The sequence below is a fragment of the Leifsonia sp. KNZ12-8B genome (assembly GCF_056755495.1).
This window is the reverse complement of the sequence record NZ_JBPGXM010000012.1, coordinates 1-21,544: the sequence shown is the minus strand read 5'-3', so window position 1 is coordinate 21,544 and position 21,544 is coordinate 1. Positions and strand designations below refer to the sequence as shown.

Below are 21,544 nucleotides of genomic sequence, written 5' to 3'. Positions count from 1 at the left end.
TGGGATGATGGGCGGGATGGACGGGGAGACTAGCAGCGACGACCGCGCCGACGAGGCAGCGCGCCGCGGCTCCTCCCGCCGCAACTTCCTGAAGGGCGCCGGGCTGTTCGCCGCGGGCGCCGTCGCCGGGGGAGCGGCGGGCGGAGCGGCCGGAGCCGCCGTCGCGGGCGGGATCGCGGCCCAGCGCCCCGCCGAGGAGGAGGGCGAGGAGTACCCGCCGCTGCCCGCCCGGTCGCAGCCCGGCTTCGACCACCTGGTCGTGCTGATGTACGAGAACCGCTCGTTCGACAACCTGCTCGGCTACCTCTACGACGAGAAGACGCTCCCGGCCGGCAGGCGCTTCGAGGGGCTCGCGTTCGGCGACCACAGCAACCCGGACCCGGCGGGCGGCCCCGACATCCGGGCGCACCCGTACCAGGGGACGACCGACCGGATCATGCGGCAGCCGTCTCCTGACCCCGGCGAGGTGTACCCGCACGTCAACACGCAGCTGTTCGGGATCATCGACCCGCCCTCCAACGAGGACGCGCTGGTGCGCGACATGAAGCCGCCCTACAACGCGCCTCCCGCCGGCATGACGCCGACGATGAAGGGCTTCGTGAAGGATTACATCGGCGTCCTCCGCAAGGACTCCGGCGGCCGGGAGCCGACCGCGGAGGAGTACCGGACCGTGATGGGCTCGTTCACGCCCGAGATGCTGCCGGTCCTCTCGACGCTGGCCCGGCAGTTCGCCGTGTACGACAACTGGTACTGCGCGGTGCCGTCGCAGACGCTGTGCAACCGTTCCTTCTTCCACGCCTCCACCTCGCACGGCTACGTCGACAACGCGGGCGAGGAGGGGCTGCGCAAGTGGTTCGACCCGAAGAACGCGTCGCCCACGATCTTCAACCGGCTGGAGGAGGCGGGCCGCACCTGGCGCGTCTACTACGACGACCGCCAGCTCGTGTCGCTGACCGGCTTCATCCACGCGCCGGTGCTGGAGCAGTTCTGGAAGACGAACTTCCGCACGATGACGCAGTTCTACAAGGACGTCGCCGAGGGCACCCTCCCGGACTACGCCTTCATCGAGCCGCGGCTGCTCTACGACCACAACGACATGCACCCGCCGGGCGGACCGATGACGGCCGAGGACGTCGACGGGGAGGAGATCGTCGGCGGCGCGATCTCCGACGTCCGCGCCGGCGACCTGCTGCTGCACGAGGTGTACTCGGCCATCCGCTCCTCCCGCAGCGCAGAGGGCTCGAACGCGCTCAACACGATGCTGCTCGTCACCTTCGACGAGCACGGCGGCACCTACGATCACGTCCCACCGGGGAAGGCCGTTCCGCCCGACGACAGCGGGCCGGGGGAGAACGGGTTCGGCTTCGACCGGCTCGGCGTGCGCGTGCCCGCCATCGCCATCTCGGCCTACACCGCGCGCAGCACGATCATCCACGACGAGATGCACCATGGGGCCGTCATCGCCACGCTGGCGAAGAAGCACCGCCTGCCGCACCTGACCGACCGCGACCGCGGGGCCCGCACGATCGAGAACGCCGTCAACCGGACGACGCCCCGGCAGCCGGGGACCTGGCCCGACACGCACCCGCAGTACCTGCCGGCGAACCCGGAGGCCGACGCGCCGGCTCCCGGCGACGAGGACCGACCGCTCAGCCCGCCCGGCATCGGCCTCATGGGACTGCTCATGGCCAGGTACGGCGCGCCGGGCGAGACCGAGCCGAAGACGTACCGGCAGGCCTGGGACGCCGTGCACCGGCATGGCCTCGGCCTGTTCGGCGGGCAATAGAATCGGTAGTGGTCGCGCGCGCAGCGCGGCCCGTCCATCCCGGAACAGCAGAACCAGCACGGAGACGTATGCCTGAAATCAGCGCAGAGCAGGTCGCGCACCTCGCGAACCTCGCCCGCATCGACCTGAGCCCCGACGAGCTCGAGAGCCTGACCAGCGAGCTCGGCCAGATCGTGGAGGCGGTGGCCAAGGTGCAGGAGGTGGCCGGCCCCGACGTGCCGGCGACGAGCCACCCGCTGCCGCTGACCAACGTGTTCCGGCCCGACGAGCCGCGGCCGTCGCTGACGGTGGACCAGGCGCTCTCCGGCGCGCCCGCGCGCGAGGGCGACCGCTTCAAGGTCGCCACCATCCTGGACGAGGAGTAGGCGAGACGATGACAGACCTGACCCGCCTCCCCGCCGCAGAGCTGGCCGACCTCCTCGCCGCCGGCGAGGTCTCGTCGGCCGAGGCCACCCGCGCGCACCTCGACCGCATCGAGGCCGTCGACGCCGACGTGCACGCCTTCCTCCATGTCGCCGCCGAGAAGGCGCTGCGCACCGCCGCCGAGATCGACGGCCGCCGCGCCGCCGGCGACCCGCTCGGCCCGCTCGCGGGCGTGCCTGTCGCGATCAAGGACGTGCTCGCGACGAACGACATGCCGTCGACCTCCGGCTCGAAGATCCTCGAGGGCTGGCTTCCGCCGTACGACGCGACCGTCGTGGGTCGGCTGCGCGAGGCCGATCTGGTGCCGCTCGGCAAGACCAACATGGACGAGTTCGCGATGGGCTCCTCCACGGAGCACTCCGCGTACGGCCCGACCCGCAACCCGTGGGACCTCGAGCGCATCCCCGGCGGCTCCGGCGGCGGCTCGGCCGCGGCGGTCGCGGCCTTCGAGGCGCCGTTCGCCCTCGGCTCCGACACCGGTGGCTCGATCCGCCAGCCCGCCGCCGTCACCGGCTCGGTGGGCGTCAAGCCGACCTACGGCGGGGTGAGCCGGTATGGCGCCATCGCGCTGGCGAGCTCGCTCGACCAGGTCGGCCCGGTCTCCAGGACCGTCCTCGACGCGGGCCTCCTGCACGACGTCATCGCCGGGCACGACCCGCTCGACTCCACCTCGCTCTCGGACACCTGGCCGTCGATGGCCGACGCCGCCCGCGCCGGGCACCGCGAGGGCGCCCTCCGCGGCGTGCGCGTCGGCGTCATCCGCGAGATCGCGGGCGACGGCTTCCAGGCCGGCGTCAAGCAGCGCTTCGACGAGGCTCTCGCGGTCCTGCAGGAGGCGGGCGCCGAGGTCGTCGAGGTCTCGGCCCCGAGCTTCGAGTACGCCGTCGCCGCGTACTACCTGATCCTCCCGGCGGAGGCGTCGAGCAACCTGGCGCGCTTCGACTCGGTGCGCTTCGGCCTCCGCGTCGACCCGGAGCAGCCTCCCGTCACCGTCGAGCGCGTGATGGCCGCGACCCGCGACGCCGGCTTCGGCCCCGAGGTCAAGCGCCGCATCATCCTCGGCACCTACGCGCTGAGCGCCGGTTACTACGACGCCTACTACGGCAGCGCGCAGAAGGTGCGCACGCTCATCCAGCGCGACTTCGCCGCCGCCTTCGAGAAGGTGGACGTGCTGGTCAGCCCGAGCGCACCGACCACGGCGTTCAAGCTGGGCGAGAAGCTGGCCGACCCGATGGCGATGTACCTCAACGACATCACCACCATCCCGGCGAACCTCGCCGGTGTGCCGGGCATGGGCCTGCCGATCGGGCTGGCGCCCGAGGACGGCCTCCCCGTCGGCATGCAGCTGATGGCGCCCGCGCGCGCCGACGCCCGCCTCTACACGATCGGCGCCGCCCTCGAGCGGCTGCTGGAGCAGAAGTGGGGGCGGACGCTGCTCAGCCAGGCGCCGGATCTGAGCGCCACCGAGATGTTCGCGAGCGAAGAAGGGGCCGTGTGATGGCCAAGGCGGAACTGATGGACTTCGACGAGGCGCTCGAGCTGTTCGAGCCCGTCCTCGGCTTCGAGGTGCACGTCGAGCTCAACACCAGGACCAAGATGTTCTGCGGGTGTGCGAACGAGTTCGGCTCCGGCGCCAACACGAACACCTGCCCGACCTGCCTGGGCCTCCCGGGCGGCCTGCCGCAGGTGAACCAGAAGGCGATCGAGTCGAGCATCCGCCTCGGCCTCGCCCTCGGCTGCGACATCGCCGAGTCGAGCAGGTTCGCGCGCAAGAACTACTTCTACCCGGACCTGGCGAAGAACTTTCAGACCTCGCAGTACGACGAGCCGATCGCGCACGACGGCTCGGTCACGATCGAGCTGGAGAACGGCCGCGAGCTGACCATCGAGATCGAGCGCGCGCACATGGAGGAGGACGCCGGCAAGCTCACGCACGTCGGCGGCGCCACCGGCCGCATCCAGGGCGCCGACTACTCGCTGGTCGACTTCAACCGCGGCGGCGTGCCGCTGGTCGAGATCGTCACCAAGATGATCGAGGGCGCCGAGAAGGACGCCCCGGAGGTCGGCCGCACCTACGTGCGCGCGATCCGCGACCTGGTGAAGGCGCTCGGCGTCTCCAACGCCCGGATGGAGGAGGGCAACGTGCGCTGCGACGCCAACGTCTCCCTCCGCCGCCGCGGCAGCTCCGAGCTGGGCACCCGCACCGAGACGAAGAACGTGAACTCGCTCCGCTCGATCGAGCGCGCGGTCCGCTACGAGATCCAGCGCCAGGCGGCCATCCTCGCCGCGGGCGGCACCATCGTGCAGGAGACGCGGCACTGGCACGAGGACACCGGCACGACCTCCGCGGGCCGGCCCAAGTCGGACGCCGACGACTACCGCTACTTCCCGGAGCCGGACCTCGTGCCCGTGGCCCCGAGCCGGGAGTGGGTGGAGGAGCTGCGCGGCACCCTGCCCGAGCAGCCGGCCGCCCGCCGCAAGCGCCTCGCCGCCGAGTGGGGCTTCACGGCCCTGGAGTTCCAGGACGTCGCCAACGCCGACCTCCTCGACGAGGTGGAGGCGACCATCGCCGCCGGAGCGTCCCCGGCCGCCGCGCGCAAGTGGTGGACCGGCGAGATCGCCCGCCTCGCCAACGCGCAGAACGTTCCGGCCGGCACGCTCGTCAGTGCGGCGCACGTCGCCGAGCTGGCCGCGCTGGTCGACGCCGGCACGCTGACCGACCGGCTCGCCCGCCAGGTGCTCGAGGGCGTCGTCGCGGGCGAGGGCGGCCCGCAGGAGGTCGTGGACGCCCGCGGCCTCGCGGTCGTCTCGGACGACGGCGCGCTGATCGCCGCGATCGACGAGGCCCTCGCCTCCCAGCCCGACGTGCTCGCGAAGATCCGCGACGGCAAGGTGCAGGCCGCCGGCGCGATCATCGGCGCGGTGATGAAGGCGATGAAGGGCCAGGCCGACGCGGCCCGCGTTCGCGAGCTGGTGCTGGAGCGGGCCTCCGCCGCGGAGCCCGCGGAGTAGCGCGTGGGCGTCTTCACCCTCGGCGGTCTGACGACCGAGCCCGCCGCCTCCCGGACCGACCTGCTGGCCCCGGCCACGCGGGCGGCCGTGGAGGCGCTGGGGTGGCTCGACCGCGTCGGCGTGGTCGAGATCGACCCGGCGGTGTCGGACACCGCGGCGACGCAGGAGCGGTTCGGGCTCGAGGCCTCGACGCTCGCGAACTGCGTCGTGGTCGGCGGCAAGCGCGAGGGTGCCGAGCGGATCGCGGCGTGCGTGGTGCTCGCCACCACCCGGGCCGACGTCAACGGCACGGTCAAGCGGATGCTCGACGTGCGTAAGGCGTCGTTCCTGCCGATGGACCGCGCGGTCGAGCTGACCGGCATGGAGTACGGCGGCATCACGCCGATCGGGCTGCCCGCCGGGTGGCCGGTGCTGGTGGACGCCCGCGTCGCCGCCTCCGACGTGCTGATCATCGGATCGGGTGTCCGGCGGTCGAAGATCCTGCTGCCGGGTGCGCTGCTCGCCGAGCTGCCTGGCGCGCAGGTCGTCGATGGACTGGGCGTGGAGGCCGTACCGCGGTGACCGCCGTCCGCGGCGTCGACCGGATGCTGGGGCCCGTGCGGTCCCGGCTGATCGAGACGCTCGCGGGCCGCTCCGACGAGGTGCCCGCGTGGGTGCTGCGGCTGGAGGAGGGCGACGACGAGGGCTTCTTCGCGCCGGAGAGCGCCGCCTGGGCGGTGCACGGCGGCATGCCGACGCTCGTGGCCGGGGTGCGCGCGCTGCTGCTGCAGGCGCTGCATCCTGGCGCGCTCGCGGGTGTGCGCGACCACTCGCGGTTCCAGGAGGACCCGCTCGGGCGGCTGGCGAACACGATCCAGTGGATCCACACGGTCACCTTCGGCAGCCGGGAGCAGGCGGTCGCATCCTCGGAGATGGTGCGGAGCCTGCACCGCCGGGTCGTCGGCACGTACGTCGACGGCCACGGCGTCGAGCGCCCCTATGCCGCGAACGACCCCGACCTCGCCCGCTGGGTGCATCTGGCCTTCACCGACGCGTTCCTGACCGCGCACGAGGGCTGGGGTGGGCCCATCCCCGGCGGCGCCGACGGGTACGTCGCCGAGTGGGCGATCGCGGGCGAGCTGATGGGGGTCGACGACCCGCCGCGCTCGGCCGCCGAGCTGCGCGCCGCGATCGACGCCGTCACCGACGCGGGCGACCTGCGCGGCGGCCCGGAGGTCGACGAGGTCGTGCGGTTCATCCGCCGCGCGCCGCTGCGCCGGATGCTGCGGCCGTCGTACCGCATCGCGTTCCGCGCGGCGGTGTCGACGCTGGAGCCGCGGCACCGGGCGCTGCTCGGGCTCCCGCCGACGACGGCCGAGCGCCTCCTGCCCCTCCACGCCGCCACGGGCGCGGTGCTGCGCGGCGCGCGGGTGCTGCTCGGACCGCAGACCCAGGCCGAGCTCGCGGCGCGCCGACGGCTGGAGCGGCTGGGCCGCCTGGACACCTCCGGAGGGGAGACACCGTGAGCGAACGCACCCGCGTGGTGGAGTGGGAGGACCCGGCGCCCGGCGTCGCGGTCATGCCCACCATGACCGGGCTGGAGTACCTGCGCAGGATGATCGCCGGGCACCTGCCGCCGCCTCCCATCACGGTCCTGATGCGGATGACGCTCACCGAGGCCGAGGAGGGCCGCGTCGTCTTCGTGTGCGAGCCGGACGAGTCGCACTACAACCCCATCGGCACCGTGCACGGCGGCCTGCTCTGCACCCTCCTGGACTCCGCCCTCGGCTGCGCGGTGCAGTCGACCCTGCCGCAGGGGATGGGCTACACGTCGATCGAGATCAACGTGAACTACCTGCGGCCCGTCTACACGCACACCGGGCCGCTGCACTGCACGGCGACCGTGACCAAGCCGGGCAAGCGGGTCGCCTTCGCCGACGGCGTGGTGACCGACGCGTCGGGCAAGACCGTCGCGACCGCGACCGGTTCGCTGCTCGTGTTCCCGATCGGGCCCGGCGCCGCGGAGGCGTCCGGCTAGCCCTGCGGCTGCTGCGCGAGCAGCTGGTCGCGCACCTTGCGGCGGATGACCTTGCCGACGATCGACCGCGGCAGCTCGTCGACCGGGATGACGCGCTTGGGCACCTTGTACGCGGTCAGGCAGTCGCGGGCGTAGGCGCGGATCGCATCCTCGTCGAAGGAGGCGCCCGGCTCCATCACCACGGCCGCCACGACGTCCTCGCCGCCGCGACGGTGGGGGAGGCCGACGACGGCGACGTCGGCGATGCCCTCGTACGAGCGGAGGGCGTCCTCCACCTCGGTCGGGGAGACGTTGAAGCCGCCGGTGACGATGAGCTCCTTGATGCGGTCGACGATGCGGACGAAGCCGTCCTCGTCCATCGTGACGATGTCGCCGGTGCGGAACCAGCCGTCGGGGGTGAGCACCTTCGCGGTCTCGTCGGGACGGCGCCAGTAGCCGGAGAACACCTGCGGTCCGCGGGCGAGGAGCTCGCCCTCCTCGCCGAACGCGCGGTCGACCGCTGGGTCGTCGGGGTCGGCGACGCGCAGCTCGGTGCTCGGCAGCGCCAGGCCGACCGTGCCCGCCTTGCGGGTGGCGCCGACCGGGTTCGCCATGAGCACGGGCGAGCACTCCGAGAGGCCGTAGCCCTCGACGAGGTAGCCGCCGGTGCGCTCCTCCCAGAGGTCGACGATGCTCTGCGGGAGGCTCATGGCGCCGGAGATCGCGATGTCGATGCCGGCGAGCGACACCTTCCGCTTCTCCGCCGCCTGCACGAGCCGCTCGTAGATCGGCGGGACGGCCGGGAGGAAGGTCGCCGGATGCTTCTTGACCACGTCCAGCACGAGGTCGGGGTCGAACTTGGGGAACAGCACGAGCCGGGCGCCCATGCTCATCGCGAAGGTGAGGCACAGGGTGAGCCCGTAGGCGTGGAAGAGGGGAAGGACGGCGTAGACGACCGATGTCCCGCGGGCGACCGTGGGCACCCAGGCCCGCGACTGCGCCGCGTTCACGTTCAGGTTGCCGTGACTGAGCATCGCGCCCTTCGGCAGCCCGGTCGTGCCGCTGGTGTACTGGATGAGCGCGAGGTCGCCGGTCTCCGGCCGCGGGTACGTGTCCTTGATCCGGCGGGAGGCGGTGAGCTCCTCCCAGCGGATGGTCCCGGTCACCTTCGCGGTCAGCTGCTGCCGCGCCTTCCGTGCCGCCGGCACCGGGAGCGTCAGGGCGAACCGCTTGCTCGCGGGCATCGCCCTGGTGATGTCCACGGAGACGATCGTCGTCACCGCGAGGTCGGCCGGCAGCTCCTGCACGGTCGCGGCGACCTTGTCCCAGACGATCGCGACGGTCGCGCCGTGGTCCTCGAACTGGTGGCGCAGCTCCCGCGGCGTGTACAGCGGGTTGTGCTCGACGACGACCGCGCCCAGCCGGAGCACCGCGTAGAACGCCACCACGTGCTGCGGGCAGTTGGGCAGCACCAGCGCCACGCGGTCGCCCTTGCGGACGCCGCGCTTGCGGAGCCCCTCCGCGACGCGGGCGATCTGGTCGCCCAGCTCGCCGTACGTGGTGGTCGCGCCGAAGAATTCGAGCGCCACGTTCTTGCCGTACGTGCGCACCGACCCGTCGATGAGGTGCGCGAGGGATCCGGCGGGGACGTCGACGTCGGCGGGCACGCCGGGGGCGTAGCCGCGAACCCAGGGACGATCGCTGTAGCTGGTCACGACCGCAAGCCTACGCGGACGGGCATGCCGGGAGCGCGCAGACGTCCCTCGAAAAGCGCAGGGCCGCGGGGCGTCAGCCCGCGGTCGCCTGCCGCACCGCCTCCTCCAGCGGGGTGTCGCCGGCGACGACCTCCCACTGGTGCCCGATCGTCGCGGGCTCGCCGATGCAGAGGGCGATGAGCCGTGCGACGTCCTCGCGGGAGATGCTGCCGCGCGGCACGCTGTCGCCCAGCGTCACGCGGCCGGTGCCGTCGTCGGAGGTGAGGCCGCCCGGCCGGAGGATCGTCCAGTCGAGCCCGGAGTCGCGCAGCGCCGCGTCGGCGTCGCGCTTGGCCTCGACGTAGGCGCGCCACTGCGGGTCGGCGTCGGCGTCGACGGGCGCGTCCGTGCCCCAGGCCGACACCTGGACGAACCGCCGGATGCCGGCCGCCTTCGCCGCGTCGGCCGACTTCACCGCGCCGGCGTAGTCGACGGTGCGCTTGCGCTCCACACCCGACCCGGCGCCCGCGCCCGCGGTGAACACGACGGCGTCGCATCCCGCGAACGCCTCGGCCAGCTGGTCGGAGGACGCGCGCTCGATGTCGAGCAGGACGCCCTCGCCGCCCAGCCGGTACACGTCCTCCGCGTGCTCCTCGTTGCGGACGATGCCGACGAAGTCGTCGCCCCCGTCGTAGAGGACCCGCATCAGCTGCTGGGCGACTTTTCCATGGGCTCCGACGATCGCAACACGAGTCATGCCTCCATCCTGCACCCGCACGGCACGGATGCGCTCAGGGCGAACGGCGCTGGGCCGCGGATGCCGTGGTCTGTTAGCGTCGACCCCGTGCACACCCTCCTCGACCTCCTGACGCGCACCATCGCGTCCGTGCTCGGGTCGGTGTGGAGCGCCTCCGGCCCGGCCGGGACGCTCGCCCTCGTCGGCGTCGCCGGAGCCATCGGCCTCGTGGCCGTCGTCGCGCTCGCGTCGCTGCGGTCGGTCGCCGCTCTGGCGGCGTCGCTCACCTCGCGCGTCGTGTGGTCGCGCCCCGCCGAGCCTCCGGCCGGCTGGCTGGTCGAGAGCGTCGCCGACCCCGACGCCGACGGGCACCCGCGACCGCGGGCGCCCGGGCTCGCCCTGCGGACCGCCTGACGCCGGACCCCCGGGTCCCGCGCGCGGTCAGACGACTCCACCGTCCGTCAGACACGCAGGGAACACACCCATGGACTTCTTCTCCTGGCCGCCGATCGCGGCCGTCCTCGACGCGGCCTACGGCTTCGTCACCGCCCTCTCCGCCGCCGTGCAGCCGTTCGCGGGCACCGCGGCCGGCCTGGTCGCCGTCGTCATCCTGACGATCGTCGTCCGGGCCGTCCTCCTCCCGGTCGGCGTCAGCCAGGTGCGCGCCGAGTTCGTGCGCCGCCGGCTCGCCCCGAAGCTCGCCGAGCTGCAGCGCAGGCACGGCCACGACCGCGAGCTGCTCGGCCGCAAGACCATCGAGCTGTACCAGGAGGAGCGCACCTCGCCGTTCGCCGGGATGCTCCCGCTGCTCGCGCAGATCCCGGTCATCTCGCTCGTGTACGCCGTCTTCACCCATCCGAGCATCGCCGGGCACGGCAACGCGCTCCTCGATGAGCGGGCGTTCGGCGCGCCGCTCGGGACGAGCTTCGTCGGGCTCACCGGTGCGGGGCCGGAGGTGTGGCCCGCCATCGTCGTGTACCTCGTCGTGCTCGCGCTGATCGCGACCGTGACGACGATCTCGCGGAAGGTTCTCGCGCTGCCGCAGCCCGAGGCGACGGGCGCTGCGGGCACCGCGACGCCGCCGGCCGGGATGCTGCGTGCGCTATCCTTCCTGCCGTACGTCACCGTGGTGTTCGCGGCGTTCGTGCCGCTGGCGGCCGCCGTGTACATCCTGACCAGCACCGCCTGGACCGTCATCGAACGCTCGACGCTGCGCCGCCTGCTCGATCCGGAGCGCCGGCGCCCGACCGGAGGAGGCCTGCCATCGACCTCGCACTGAAACCCGTCCCGACGCTCCAGACCGAGCGGCTGCTGCTCGTGCCGCTGGGGCCGGAGCACCTGGAGGGCACCTGGGCGTCCCTCCAGGAGCCCGAGTCGATGCGGCTCACCGGCACGCACGCGACCTTCACCCGCGAGGGCGTCGAGCGCTGGCTCGCCGGGCTGGCCGACCACGACGATCGTGCCGACTGGGCGATCCTGCTGCGCGGCGGCGAGCACGACGATGAGCACGGCGGCGAGCACATCGGGGAGGTCGTGCTCAACGAGCTCGACGAGGACAACCGGGCCGCGAGCTTCCGCATCGCCCTCGGCTCCCCGCGCTGGTTCGGGCAGGGCTACGGGACGGAGGCGACGCGGGCGGTGGTCGAGCACGCGTTCGCGACGGTCGGCCTCCACCGCGTCGAGCTCGAGGTGTACGCCTTCAACCCGCGGGCGCAGCGCGCGTACGAGAAGGCCGGCTTCGTCGTCGAGGGGCGCCGCCGCGACGCGCTGCTCTGGGAGGGCGAGTGGGTCGACGCGATCCTGATGGGATCGGTGAACGATGTTCCAGCGCAGCAGGGCTGACCGGCATCCGGCGGCGGGGCCGCACGGCGGCGGGCTGGGCGTCGGCGTGCAGGTGTGGGTGCGCGAGCACGACGTGCCCTCCGGCGACGACTGGGTCGGCGAGCCGACCGGGGTGATCGTCGCGCGGGGCGAGCGCGGGGTGCGCTCGGTGACCCTCCCGTCCGATCGGCTCACGACCTGGGTGGTCGCCTTCAGCGAGCCGCAGCATCGCCGCGACGGGCGCGGCCCGTACGCGTCGGCCACCATCCCGGCGTCCCTGCTGGTCGCCGCCGAGCCGGCGGACTGACCATGCGCGGCGTCGGGCTGGTCCGCGGCATCAACGTCGGCGCCTCCACGCGCGTCGCCAAGGACGACCTGGCGGCCGCCTTCGCCGACGCCGGCTTCACCGACGTCGTCACGCTCCTGCAGAGCGGCAACGCCGTGTTCGGCGTCGACGCGGAGCCGACCCCCGCCCAGGCGGCGACGGTGGAGGCGGGCATCGATCAGCGCTCGGGGGTCGCGGCGCGCGTCGTCCTGCTGGCCGAGGACCGGTTCCGGGAGGTCGTGGCTGCGAACCCGCTGACCTCCGTCGCCGACGACGACGCCCGCCTCCTGGTGACCTTCCTCGACCATGCGGTGCCTGCCGGGCTCGACCTCCCCGCCGACGCGGACCTCGCCCCGGAGGTGCTGCGAGCGGGGGAGCGGGCGATCTATCAGTGGTGCCCGCTCGGGATCTCGAAGTCCGTCGTGCCCGCCGCGTTCTGGCGCTCGGTCGGTCCGGTGGCGACCGGCCGCAACCAGCGGACGCTGGGCCGGATCCTGGCCGAGCTCGACCGGCGGGCCTGAGTCGCCGGCGGCCACTGTTCCGTGTCGGCGGCCGAACCTACAATGTCGGCATGTTCGTCGAGGGGACCCTTCGATGGCAGGTCACCGAGGACTGTCCCTGGGACCTGCTGATGGCCCTCGCCGTGCGCGACCTGGCCGGGCTGCGCGGCGTCGGCGACCCGGTGCTCCCGCGACTCTCTCCCGAGCCGGAGCCCGCGCTGCACCCGGCGAACGGCACGGCGCCCGCGGTGCGCCGGAATCCGCTGGCGGGGACGGCTCCGCTGTCAGGCCCGGGGGCCGGGGGCGGCACCGCACCCGACGACGGCGCCCTCGCCCGGCAATGGACCGCCTGGTTCGAGCGGGCCGTGCACCGCGACCGCCGTCCGCTCGGCGGCCTGCTGCACCCGCCCCACTTCGAGGCGTTCGACCGGGCGATCGAGCTGCAGGACCTGATCATCGGCTACTACGACGTCGCCGCACGCTGGTCGTCCGAGCGGCACGCGGAGTACGCGCGGACGAGCCTCGAGAAGCACGCGCAGCGCGCCGCCGACATCGTCGACGTCGTGCGGGAGCGCGAGCACGAACTGCGACGGCAGGCCGGCTACTTCCGGCTCGACATCGACGTGCTCCCGCTGGCGGAGCGCGGCGCGTGGATCGTCGGGCCGCACACGGTGGTGGTGAGCGTCAGCCTGCGCGACGACTCGCGCGCGTTCCGCGACTGGTTCCGGGCGCGCGGGGGGGGGGGGGGGGTGGGCGCGGCGCGCGGCCGGGGGGGCGCGCCGCCCCGGCCGGGCCCCGGCGGCACCGGGGCCGCCGGGGGGGGGCCCGGCCCCGCCCCCCCCCCCCCCGGGGGCCCCCCCCCGCGGGGCCCCCCCGGCCGGGCGCGGCCCGGGGCCCCCGCCCCCCCCGCGGCCGGGAGCGCGCTCAGACCGGCCGGCGCTCCGGCGACACGGTCTCCGCGGGGTCGGTCACGGCCACGTCGCCGACCGCCTCGTCGATGCGCGCGAGCACGTCGCCGTCCAGGCGGATGCCCGCCGCAGCCGCGTTCGACTCCACCTGCTCCGGGCGGGAGGCGCCCACGATGGCACCGGCGACGTTCGGGTTCTGGAGCACCCACGCCACGGCCAGCTGCGCCATCGTGATGCCGAGCTCGTCGGCGATCGGGCGGAGGCGTTGCACGGCCTCCAGCACGTCGTCGCGGAGGAAGCTCTTGATCGCGTTCGCCCCGCCCTTCTCGTCGGCGGCGCGCGACCCCGCCGGCGGCTGCTCGCCCGGCGTGTACTTGCCGGTCAGGACGCCCTGCGCCACCGGCGACCAGACGATCTGCGAGATGCCGAGCTCGGCGGAGGCCGGCACCACCTTCTTCTCGATGACCCGCCACAGCATCGAGTACTGGGGCTGGTTCGAGATGAGCTGGAAGCCGAGGTCCTTCGCGAGCGCGTGGCCTGCGCGCAGCTGCTCCGCGGTCCACTCGCTCACGCCGATGTAGAGCGCCTTGCCCTGCCGGACGATGTCGGCGAAGGCCTGCATCGTCTCCTCCAGCGGCGTCTCGTTGTCGTACCGGTGCGCCTGGTAGAGGTCGACGTAGTCCGTGCCGAGGCGCTGCAGCGAGCCGTCGATCGACTCGAGGATGTGCTTGCGCGAGAGGCCGACGTCGTTGTGCCCCTTCGGGCCCGTGGGCCAGTAGACCTTGGTGAAGATCTCGAGCGACTGCCGCCGCTCGCCCTTCAGGGCGTCGCCGAGCACCTGCTCCGCGACCGTGTTCGCGTAGGCGTCCGCCGTGTCGAACGTCGTGATGCCCGCGTCGAGGGCGGCGCGAACGCTCTGCGTCGCCGTGTCGTTCTCGACCTGCGACCCGTGGGTCAGCCAGTTGCCGTAGATGATCTCCGAGATCTTGAGCCCGGACTCGCCGAGGTATCTGAATTCCATGCGGATCACGCTACTCCGCGCGAGCGGGCGCTCCGCGCTGTCGGCCGCGGATGGCAAGCTTATGGAGTGGGACGAGCGGACGGCACGGATCGGCGGGTGACGACCGCCGACGTCGACGACACTGGCGCGCACATCCTGCACGTCGACATGGACGCCTTCTTCGCCTCCGTCGAGCTGCTCGACCGGCCGGACGCGCGCGGCAAGCCCGCCATCGTCGGCCACGCGGGCGGCCGGGGCGTCGTGACGAGCGCGACGTACGAGGCGCGGCGCTACGGCGTGCGCAGCGCGATGCCGATGTCGCAGGCGATGCGGCTGTGCCCGACCGCGATCATCCTGCCGCCGCACTACGAGAAGTACGTGGAGTACTCCACCCGCGTGATGGAGATCTTCCACGAGGTGACGCCGCTGGTCGAGCCGCTCTCGATCGACGAGGCGTTCCTCGACGTGTCAGGGGCCGGGAGGCTGCTCGGCTCGCCCCGGCGCATCGCCGAGCTGGTGCGCTCGCGCGTCGCGGGCGAGACGGGGCTCACCTGCTCCGTCGGGGTCGCCGCGACGAAGTTCATGGCCAAGCTCGCCTCCGGCCGGGCGAAGCCGGACGGGCTGCTGGTCATCCCGCCCGCCGAGACGACGGCGTTCCTGCGCCCGCTGCCGGTCGGCGCCCTGTGGGGCGTCGGCGCGAGCACGCAGGCCGCGCTGGAGCGGATGGGGCTGCGCACGGTCGCGGACCTGGCCGATGCGCCCCTCCACGTGCTGCAGAAGGCGGTGGGCGACGCGAGCGGGCGGCGGCTGCACGAGCTCGCGAACGGCCGCGACCCGCGCCAGGTGGTGACCGAGTCGCGCGAGAAGAGCGTCGGCCACGAGAACACGTTCGCAACCGACGTCGATGACGCCGACACCCTCCGGCGCGAGCTGCTGCGCCTGTCGACGCGGGTGGGGGAGCGCCTGCGCACGCACGGCGTGCTGGGGCGCACGGTCGCGATCAAGGTCCGCTTCTCGGACTTCCACACCATCACGCGGTCGCGGACGCTCGCCGAGCCGACCAGCGTCGGGCGGCGGCTGTTCGAGGAGGCCTGGCAGATCTTCGAGGCGCTGGAGCTCGACCTCCGCCGGACGCCCATCCGGCTCATCGGCGTCCGGGCGGAGCAGCTGGTCGACGCCGGCGGCGACGCGCTCGCGCTGTGGGACCCGGACGAGGAGTGGCGCAGCGCCGAGCAGACGCTCGACGCGGTGAGCGCCCGGTTCGGCCGCGGCGTGATCGGCCCGGCCTCGCTGGTGCGCCGGGCGAAGGAGGCGGACGCCGAGTCCACCGACGGCCGCAACCCCCGCTGGGTCTCCGACTGAAACCGCCGAGTACGCGCATTCTCTGCGTACTCGGCCGTTTCCGGGCGAATTCGCGCCTACTCGGCGGCTGCTAGCGGAGGCCGATCTCGATGCCGCGGTGGTCGCTCCCGTTGTCCGGGAGGACGGTGCTCGTCACCGTGGTGAGCCCGCGGACGAACGCGTGGTCGAGCCGCGCGAGCGGCAGCGCCGCCGGCCAGGTGAACCCGAGCCCCAGCGCGCTGTCCGGGTTCTCCGCCAGCACGTCGGTCAGCGGTGCGAGCGTGCGGTCGGTGGTCGCGGTGTTGAGGTCGCCGACCACCAGCACCCGGTCCGCGTCGTCCGCGCGGACGGTGGCGGTCAGCTCCGCCAGCATCTCGTCGCGCCGCGCGTTCTCACCGGGGCGGACGGAGGCGAGGTGCACCGCGTACACGCTGGTCGGCGCCCCCGGGGTGGCGACGTCGACGCGCAGCGCGCGGTCCCAGCCCAGCCCGAGGGAGAGGCGCTCCTCGCCGCTCACCGGGTAGCGGCTCCACAGCCCGACCGTGCCGACGACCGACCGGTATGGGTAGGCGGCGTCGAGCACGCCCTCCACCGCCGGCAGCGTCGTGTCGTCGAGCTCCTGCAGGGCGATGAGGTCGGGGGAGCGGCCGGCCAGGTCCTGCGCGATGGCCGCGGCGGCGGTGTTGCCCGCGCGCACGTTCTCGCTCACGACGGTGAAGGCGGGCGCGCCGGCGCTCACGGCGGGGAGTGCCGCCGCTCCGAACACCGACCACCAGATCGCGGCCGCCGTGGCCACGGCCAGCCCGGCGAACAGCGACAGCCGCAGCAGCGCACCGAGCCCGAGCAGGACGATCAGCACGCCCGCCCATGGGAGGAACGTCTCCACGAGGGACGCCGTGCCCGCCGCATCCGGCAGCATCCCGTGCCACAGCAGGAGCGCCCCGACGCCGAGCGCCGCGATCCCGGTCACGAGGCCACGGGGGCGGCGGCGGGCGCGGAGGGATGACACGCGTCGATTATTCCGGGCCCGGCGCCGAGAACCCGTGGCGGACGCTGGAGAACGTCTGCGAACTGCCCTGGCCAGCCTGGGAGGCGCGCGGTAGCGTGAGCGCATGACCAGCATGTCGCTCAAGCTCGCCGAGACCATCAGCTCCTCCGGCATCAAGTCCGTCTACGGCGAGCCCGTCGTCATCGACGGCACGACCATCGTCCCGGTCGCGGCCGTGCAGTTCGGCTTCGGCGCGGGCACCGCCGCCGAGGGCGAGGACGCACCGGGCGGCGCGGGAGGCGGCGGCGTCGCCGTCCCGCTCGGCGCGTACGTCAGCGACGAGACCGGGGTGCGCTTCCGGCCGAACCTGATCACGCTGCTCGCGGTCGGCATCCCGTTCCTCTGGGTGGCCGGGCACGCGTGGGCGCGCGTGATCAAGGCGCTGAAGCGTTAGACTGACCTCGAACACGGGAGTCCGGTGAGCCGGGCTGAGAGGAAGCTGCTCCAAGCTTCGACCGTCGAACCTGATCTGGGTCATGCCAGCGCAGGGAGGCATCTCTATATCCCGTGCCCTCTTTTCCTCGAGTGAAAGGGCACGAACAGTGCAGGACACCATCACGTCCACCGGCGCGCGGACGACCGCGCGCGTCTTCCGCTGGCGCGTCGTCGACATCGTCGTCGCCAGTGTCGTCGCCGTCGCCGCCGGCGTCGTCTTCTGGGTCTGGGGTCAGGTGCAGAACCCGATCTCCGGACCGGTCACCGCGGTGCTGCCGGGCTTCCAGGGCATCCTGAACGGCCCGTGGCTGTTCGCGGGAGTGCTCACCGCGCTCATCGTGCGCAAGCCGGGGGCGGCCCTGTACGGCGAGCTCGTCGCGGCAACCGTCTCCGCGCTCATCGGCACGCAGTGGGGCTTCGCCACGCTGCTGTCCGGTCTCGTGCAGGGGCTCGGCGCCGAGATCGTCTTCGCGCTGTTCCTCTACGCGAACTGGAGGCTCGTGCCGGCCCTGCTCGCGGGCGCCGGAGCGGGTCTGGCCGAGTCGATCCTCGACCTCCTCTACTGGTACCCGGGTGCGAAGCCGGAGTTCGCCGTCGTCTACACGATCACGACGGTGATCTCGGGGGTCGTCTTCGCCGGCCTGCTGTCGTGGCTGCTCGTGCGGGCGCTCGCCCGCACCGGCGCACTGAGCCGCTTCGCCGCGGGGCGGGAAGCGACCGGACGGGTCTGACGCCGTGCCGCAGCAAGGACTGCCGGCTCCGGCCGCCGTCCGCGTGGACGGCTGGGGCTGGCGCTACGCGGCCCGGGCCGGCTGGGCGGTGCGCGAGCTGACGCTGCGCGTCGAGCCGGGCGAGCGCGTGCTGCTGCTCGGCGCCTCCGGCGCGGGCAAGAGCACCGTGCTCGCCGGCCTGGCCGGCGTGCTCGGCGGCGACGACGACGGCGAGTCGACCGGATCCCTCCTCGTCGACGGCCGCGACCCGGCGCGGGCGCGAGGCGTGTCGGGGCTGCTCCTGCAGGACCCCGACGCGCAGGTGATCCTGGCGCGGGTCGGCGACGACGTCGCCTTCGGCTGCGAGAACCTCGGCGTGCCGCCGGCGGAGATCTGGCCGCGCGTGCGCGCCTCCCTCGGCGCCGTCGGCCTCGACGTTCCGCTCGACCACCCGACCGCCGCACTCTCGGGCGGGCAGAAGCAGCGCCTCGGCCTGGCCGGTCTGCTGGCGATGCGACCGGGGCTGCTGCTCCTCGACGAGCCGACGGCGAACCTCGACCCGGAGGGCGTCGCGGAGGTCAGGGAGGCGGTCGGCTCGGCGCTCGCGGCGACCGGCGCCACCTTCATCGTGGTCGAGCACCGGGTGTCGGTGTGGCGGGACCTCGTGGACAGGGTCGTCGTCCTCGGAGCCGACGGCGGCGTGCTCGCCGACGGTGCGCCGGACGCGGTCCTGGCCGATGCCGCCGGCGAGCTGCGCGAGGCCGGGGTCTGGCTGCCGGACGCGGTCGCGCCGGAGCCGCCCGTCGTCGCGCAGGGGGAGCGGCTGCTGACCGCGGAGGCGCTCGCCTTCGGCCGCGGCCCCGCGATCGCGAGGCGCCGGCGCCGCCGCTCCGGCCGGGGTGACGGATCGGCGGCGGTCGCAGCCCTTCCGGACCGCGTCGACCTGGTCCTCGCCGAGGGCTCGGCGCTCGCCCTGACCGGGAGGAACGGCGCCGGCAAGTCGACGCTCGCGCTCACGCTCGGCGGCCTCCTGCCTCCCCTCGGCGGCGTCCTGCGGGCAGAGCCGTTGCTCGCCGGCGACGCGGCGCACGACCCGTCACTCTGGCGGTCGCGCGAGCTGCTGACCCGCATCGGCAGCGTGTTCCAGAACCCCGAGCACCAGCTCCTCGCCTCCACCGTCCGGGACGAGCTGGCGGCCGGTCCGCGCGCGCTCGGACTGCCCGACGACGAGGTGCGGCGCCGTGTGGACGACCTGCTCGACCGGCTGCGCCTGGCCGCCCTGGCCGACGCGAACCCGTTCACGCTCTCCGGGGGGCAGAAGCGGCGGCTGTCGGTGGCGACGGTCCTGGCGACGCGTCCGCGCGTGCTCGTCCTCGACGAGCCGACGTTCGGGCAGGATGCGACGACCTGGGCCGGGCTGGTGGAGACGATCGCCGACCTGCGCCGCGAGGGACGTGCCGTCGTCGCCGCCACCCACGATGCGGAGTTCGTCGCCGCCATCGGGGCCGAGCGCCTCCACCTGGGAGCGGCGCAGGGGGTGATCGCGTGACGCTGCTCGAACCGGTGCGGCAGGGCCCGCTCGCGACGCTGAACCCGGTCGCGAAGCTGGGCGCCGCGCTCATCGTGACGGTGGTGCTGCTGATCTCGATCGACCCCGTGTCGGCGCTGGTGGCCCTGGTGCTGGAGCTGGTGCTGCTGGCCTTCGCACGCCTCCCGCTCCGTGTCGTGCTCGCGCGCACGGCTCCGCTGTGGATCGCCGCGCCGCTCGCCGCACTGACCACGGCGCTCTACGGCGCATCGAGCGGGACGGTGTACGTGCAGTGGTGGGCGGTGGAGGTGAGCGACGGCTCCCTCCACCTCGCGCTCGCGACCCTGCTGCGCATCCTCGCGATCGGGCTGCCGGCCGTGCTGCTGTTCGTGACGATCGACCCGACCGACCTCGCAGACGGCCTCGCGCAGCTGCTGCGGCTGCCGGCGCGGTTCGTGCTCGGCGGGCTCGCCGGCCTCCGCCTGGTCGGGCTGTTCGTCGAGGACTGGCGGGCGCTCACCCTCGCCCGCAGGGCACGCGGCGTCGCCGAGAGCGGGGCGCTGCGCCGGCTGCTCGGGCAGTCGTTCGCGCTGTTCGTGCTCTCGATCCGGCGGGGCACGAAGCTCGCCACCGCGATGGAGGCGCGCGGTTTCGGCGCCGCCGGCGCCCGCACGTGGGCGCGGCCGTCGACGTTCCGCGGCCGCGACTGGGTGACGCTGGCGGTCGCGGCGGCGGTGGCGGCCGCCGCGGTCGCCGTGGCCGTCGCGGTGGGGAGCTGGAATGCGTTCGGGCACTGACGCGGTGGGTGCTGCGGTGCAGACCGCCGCAGGGGGCGCCCTGCTCTCCGCCGTCCGCGCGGCGGAGCGGCGCGCGAGTGCGCGGCCCTTGGTCGTCCTGATCGACGGACCGAGCGGCGCGGGCAAGAGCTCGCTCGCCGACGAGCTGGTGGCGGCGTGGCCCGTCGCCGGGGCGCCCCGGCTGGTGCGCATGGACGAGCTCTATCCGGGGTGGGACGGGCTCGATGCCGGATCCGCCGCTCTCGGCGCCGAGCTCCTCGTTCCGCTGCGGCAGGGCGGCACGGGGCACTACCGACGGTGGGACTGGGCACGCGACCGGCCCGGTGAACCGGTGGCGGTCGACGCGGACGAGCCCGTCGTGGTGGAGGGATGCGGCACCCTGGCCGCGGCCAACCTCCCGTACGCCGACCTCACCGTCTGGCTCGACGCGGACGACGCGCTGCGCAAACGCCGCGCTCTCGACCGCGACGGCGAGGTGTTCGCGCGCGAGTGGGACCGCTGGCAGGCGCAGTTCGAGCGGTACGTCGAACGGGAGCGGCCGCGGGAGGCCGCGATGCTGCGGCTGGACGTCACCTCCGCGCCGCTCGGCCGCATCCTCGGCTGACGGTGCCGAGCCGGACGCAGGCTGCGAGTCCGCCGCCCGTCGGCTCCATGATCGGGCGCCGGAGGACTAACGTTGGACGCATGACCGACAGCACCCACTCCGACCCCGAGTACATCGTCGAGTTCGCCGACGGCCCCCTGGCCGGGCAGACGGACCGGCGGTTCCTGGTCGACGGCAAGGTCGACGACCGCATCGGCGTCGTCGCCGCCGTCGAGGGCCTGGAGTCGACGTTCTGGTACGTCGCCGGCGACCAGCGCGACATCGGCGACGAGAAGCACGTCACGTACCACTTCGACGCGCCCGACAGCGACCCGGTCGAGGCCGACCAGGAGGACGAGTCCATCTTCGGCTACGGAGCCTGACGTCGGCGCCTGACTCCGGCGCCCGACCGGCCCGCCCCTCCGCGGCGCGCTACGCCCAGCCGAGCTCGTGCAGGCGCTCGTCGTCGATGCCGTAGTAGTGGGCGATCTCGTGCACGAGCGTGATATGGATCTCCTCGCGCAGCTCGTCCTCGTCGGAACTGATGGCGAGGAGCGGCTCCCGGTACAGGATGATGCGGTCCGGCATCTCGCCGAAGCCGTAGCGGTCGCGCTCCGTGAGCGCGACGCCGTCGTAGAGGCCGAGCAGGTCGAGGGAGCCGTCCTCCGGCCGGTCCTCGACCACGAACACCACGTTGTCGAGCCCGTCGACCATCTCGTCGGGGAGTTCGTCGAGCTCGTCGGTGACGATGGCCTCGAACGCCTCCTCGTCCAGGTCGAGCGCCATGCTCACCAGGCCCCGGCGACGGCCCCGTGCAGGTCGGCCCGCGCGCCCCGGCCCGCCCACGGCCCCCCGCCCCACCCCCCCACGGTGGCGCCCCCGCAGCCGGGCGGGGCGGGCG

At 73.7% G+C, this 21,544-nt stretch carries 25 protein-coding genes and 1 riboswitch; of the genes, 19 read left to right on the top strand and 6 right to left on the bottom strand.

Annotated elements, in window-relative coordinates:
* The first annotated feature begins 16 nt into the window (after positions 1–16).
* The 7 genes from ACR9ZG_RS03390 to ACR9ZG_RS03360 all read left to right on the top strand — a co-directional run bounded on the left by ACR9ZG_RS03390 (position 17) and on the right by ACR9ZG_RS03360 (position 7,238).
* Positions 17–1,786 carry an alkaline phosphatase family protein gene (locus ACR9ZG_RS03390; RefSeq protein WP_481283412.1) on the top strand — a complete coding sequence of 590 codons (1,770 nt, stop codon included), beginning with the start codon at positions 17–19 and terminating at the stop codon, positions 1,784–1,786.
* 68 nt (positions 1,787–1,854) lie between these two features.
* The gene (gene gatC, locus ACR9ZG_RS03385) at positions 1,855–2,151 is read left to right on the top strand and encodes an Asp-tRNA(Asn)/Glu-tRNA(Gln) amidotransferase subunit GatC (RefSeq protein WP_481283411.1); all 297 of its coding nucleotides are present in this window, start codon (positions 1,855–1,857) and stop codon (positions 2,149–2,151) included.
* Positions 2,152–2,159: 8 nt separating this feature from the next.
* Positions 2,160–3,707 carry an Asp-tRNA(Asn)/Glu-tRNA(Gln) amidotransferase subunit GatA gene (gatA, locus tag ACR9ZG_RS03380; protein WP_481283410.1) on the top strand — a complete coding sequence of 516 codons (1,548 nt, stop codon included), beginning with the start codon at positions 2,160–2,162 and terminating at the stop codon, positions 3,705–3,707.
* Positions 3,707–5,221 (top strand): Asp-tRNA(Asn)/Glu-tRNA(Gln) amidotransferase subunit GatB, encoded by a 1,515-nt coding sequence (gene gatB, locus ACR9ZG_RS03375; RefSeq protein ID WP_481283409.1) that lies wholly within the window; start codon positions 3,707–3,709, stop codon positions 5,219–5,221. The genes gatA and gatB overlap by 1 nt, the downstream gene beginning before the upstream one ends.
* 3 nt (positions 5,222–5,224) lie before the next feature.
* A complete protein-coding gene (locus ACR9ZG_RS03370; protein ID WP_481283408.1) occupies positions 5,225–5,782 on the top strand; it encodes a YbaK/EbsC family protein in 558 nt (185 codons plus the stop codon).
* Between the two features lie 23 nt (positions 5,783–5,805).
* Positions 5,806–6,726, top strand: coding sequence for an oxygenase MpaB family protein (locus tag ACR9ZG_RS03365; protein ID WP_481283437.1), 921 nt, complete (start codon positions 5,806–5,808; stop codon positions 6,724–6,726).
* Complete coding sequence (locus ACR9ZG_RS03360; RefSeq protein WP_481283407.1) at positions 6,723–7,238, top strand: PaaI family thioesterase; 516 nt, start codon at positions 6,723–6,725, stop codon at positions 7,236–7,238. The genes ACR9ZG_RS03365 and ACR9ZG_RS03360 overlap by 4 nt, the downstream gene beginning before the upstream one ends.
* Here the strand turns inward: ACR9ZG_RS03360 and ACR9ZG_RS03355 are convergent.
* Positions 7,235–8,932 carry a long-chain-fatty-acid--CoA ligase gene (locus tag ACR9ZG_RS03355; RefSeq protein WP_481283406.1) on the bottom strand — a complete coding sequence of 566 codons (1,698 nt, stop codon included), beginning with the start codon at positions 8,930–8,932 and terminating at the stop codon, positions 7,235–7,237. The two genes, ACR9ZG_RS03360 and ACR9ZG_RS03355, sit on opposite strands and share 4 nt — an antisense overlap.
* 73 nt (positions 8,933–9,005) lie before the next feature.
* On the bottom strand, positions 9,006–9,668 hold the full coding sequence (locus tag ACR9ZG_RS03350; RefSeq protein WP_481283405.1) for an SDR family oxidoreductase: 663 nt from the start codon (positions 9,666–9,668) through the stop codon (positions 9,006–9,008).
* An 87-nt stretch (positions 9,669–9,755) separates the two neighbouring features.
* On the opposite strand from ACR9ZG_RS03350, the gene ACR9ZG_RS03345 reads away from it, so the two are divergent.
* The 5 genes from ACR9ZG_RS03345 to ACR9ZG_RS03325 all read left to right on the top strand — a co-directional run bounded on the left by ACR9ZG_RS03345 (position 9,756) and on the right by ACR9ZG_RS03325 (position 12,314).
* Positions 9,756–10,061 (top strand): DUF6412 domain-containing protein, encoded by a 306-nt coding sequence (locus ACR9ZG_RS03345; protein WP_481283404.1) that lies wholly within the window; start codon positions 9,756–9,758, stop codon positions 10,059–10,061.
* 70 nt (positions 10,062–10,131) lie between these two features.
* Positions 10,132–10,926 (top strand): YidC/Oxa1 family membrane protein insertase, encoded by a 795-nt coding sequence (locus ACR9ZG_RS03340; RefSeq protein ID WP_481283403.1) that lies wholly within the window; start codon positions 10,132–10,134, stop codon positions 10,924–10,926.
* A 38-nt stretch (positions 10,927–10,964) separates the two neighbouring features.
* Complete coding sequence (locus tag ACR9ZG_RS03335; RefSeq protein ID WP_481283402.1) at positions 10,965–11,489, top strand: GNAT family N-acetyltransferase; 525 nt, start codon at positions 10,965–10,967, stop codon at positions 11,487–11,489.
* Positions 11,467–11,775 carry a hypothetical protein gene (locus tag ACR9ZG_RS03330; RefSeq protein WP_481283401.1) on the top strand — a complete coding sequence of 103 codons (309 nt, stop codon included), beginning with the start codon at positions 11,467–11,469 and terminating at the stop codon, positions 11,773–11,775. Before ACR9ZG_RS03335 ends, ACR9ZG_RS03330 begins: the two co-directional genes overlap by 23 nt.
* Positions 11,776–11,777: 2 nt before the next feature.
* The gene (locus tag ACR9ZG_RS03325) at positions 11,778–12,314 is read left to right on the top strand and encodes a DUF1697 domain-containing protein (RefSeq protein WP_481283400.1); all 537 of its coding nucleotides are present in this window, start codon (positions 11,778–11,780) and stop codon (positions 12,312–12,314) included.
* A 263-nt stretch (positions 12,315–12,577) separates the two neighbouring features.
* On the opposite strand, the gene ACR9ZG_RS03320 is transcribed toward ACR9ZG_RS03325, so the two are convergent.
* Both ACR9ZG_RS03320 and ACR9ZG_RS03315 read right to left on the bottom strand, forming a co-directional pair.
* Entirely contained in the window at positions 12,578–12,961 is a 384-nt protein-coding gene (locus tag ACR9ZG_RS03320) for a hypothetical protein (protein WP_481283399.1), read from the bottom strand.
* A gap of 256 nt (positions 12,962–13,217) precedes the next feature.
* On the bottom strand, positions 13,218–14,222 hold the full coding sequence (locus tag ACR9ZG_RS03315; protein ID WP_481283398.1) for an aldo/keto reductase family protein: 1,005 nt from the start codon (positions 14,220–14,222) through the stop codon (positions 13,218–13,220).
* Positions 14,223–14,318: 96 nt separating this feature from the next.
* Here ACR9ZG_RS03315 and ACR9ZG_RS03310 point away from each other — a divergent pair, with 96 nt between their 5' ends.
* Positions 14,319–15,563, top strand: a complete 1,245-nt coding sequence (locus ACR9ZG_RS03310) for a DNA polymerase IV (RefSeq protein WP_481283397.1) — start codon at positions 14,319–14,321, stop codon at positions 15,561–15,563.
* A 70-nt stretch (positions 15,564–15,633) separates the two neighbouring features.
* Here ACR9ZG_RS03310 and ACR9ZG_RS03305 read toward each other — a convergent pair whose 3' ends face one another.
* On the bottom strand, positions 15,634–16,551 hold the full coding sequence (locus ACR9ZG_RS03305) for an endonuclease/exonuclease/phosphatase family protein (RefSeq protein ID WP_481283396.1): 918 nt from the start codon (positions 16,549–16,551) through the stop codon (positions 15,634–15,636).
* Between the two features lie 103 nt (positions 16,552–16,654).
* Between ACR9ZG_RS03305 and ACR9ZG_RS03300 the strand changes: the two genes are divergently transcribed.
* The 6 genes from ACR9ZG_RS03300 to ACR9ZG_RS03275 all read left to right on the top strand — a co-directional run bounded on the left by ACR9ZG_RS03300 (position 16,655) and on the right by ACR9ZG_RS03275 (position 21,026).
* Positions 16,655–16,984 (top strand): GerW family sporulation protein, encoded by a 330-nt coding sequence (locus tag ACR9ZG_RS03300; RefSeq protein WP_481283395.1) that lies wholly within the window; start codon positions 16,655–16,657, stop codon positions 16,982–16,984.
* Between the two features lie 12 nt (positions 16,985–16,996).
* Positions 16,997–17,098, top strand: a riboswitch (TPP riboswitch).
* Positions 17,099–17,132: 34 nt separating this feature from the next.
* Positions 17,133–17,756: an ECF transporter S component gene (locus ACR9ZG_RS03295; RefSeq protein ID WP_481283394.1), complete on the top strand. Its 624-nt coding sequence runs from the start codon at positions 17,133–17,135 to the stop codon at positions 17,754–17,756.
* Between the two features lie 4 nt (positions 17,757–17,760).
* Complete coding sequence (locus ACR9ZG_RS03290) at positions 17,761–19,284, top strand: ABC transporter ATP-binding protein (RefSeq protein WP_481283393.1); 1,524 nt, start codon at positions 17,761–17,763, stop codon at positions 19,282–19,284.
* A complete protein-coding gene (locus ACR9ZG_RS03285; RefSeq protein WP_481283392.1) occupies positions 19,281–20,060 on the top strand; it encodes an energy-coupling factor transporter transmembrane component T family protein in 780 nt (259 codons plus the stop codon). The genes ACR9ZG_RS03290 and ACR9ZG_RS03285 overlap by 4 nt, the downstream gene beginning before the upstream one ends.
* Positions 20,044–20,664 carry a nucleoside/nucleotide kinase family protein gene (locus ACR9ZG_RS03280; RefSeq protein WP_481283391.1) on the top strand — a complete coding sequence of 207 codons (621 nt, stop codon included), beginning with the start codon at positions 20,044–20,046 and terminating at the stop codon, positions 20,662–20,664. Before ACR9ZG_RS03285 ends, ACR9ZG_RS03280 begins: the two co-directional genes overlap by 17 nt.
* Before the next feature lie 80 nt (positions 20,665–20,744).
* Positions 20,745–21,026 carry a hypothetical protein gene (locus tag ACR9ZG_RS03275; protein WP_481283390.1) on the top strand — a complete coding sequence of 94 codons (282 nt, stop codon included), beginning with the start codon at positions 20,745–20,747 and terminating at the stop codon, positions 21,024–21,026.
* A 49-nt stretch (positions 21,027–21,075) separates the two neighbouring features.
* On the opposite strand, the gene ACR9ZG_RS03270 is transcribed toward ACR9ZG_RS03275, so the two are convergent.
* Positions 21,076–21,429: a metallopeptidase family protein gene (locus ACR9ZG_RS03270; RefSeq protein WP_481283389.1), complete on the bottom strand. Its 354-nt coding sequence runs from the start codon at positions 21,427–21,429 to the stop codon at positions 21,076–21,078.
* Positions 21,430–21,544 lie beyond the last annotated feature (115 nt).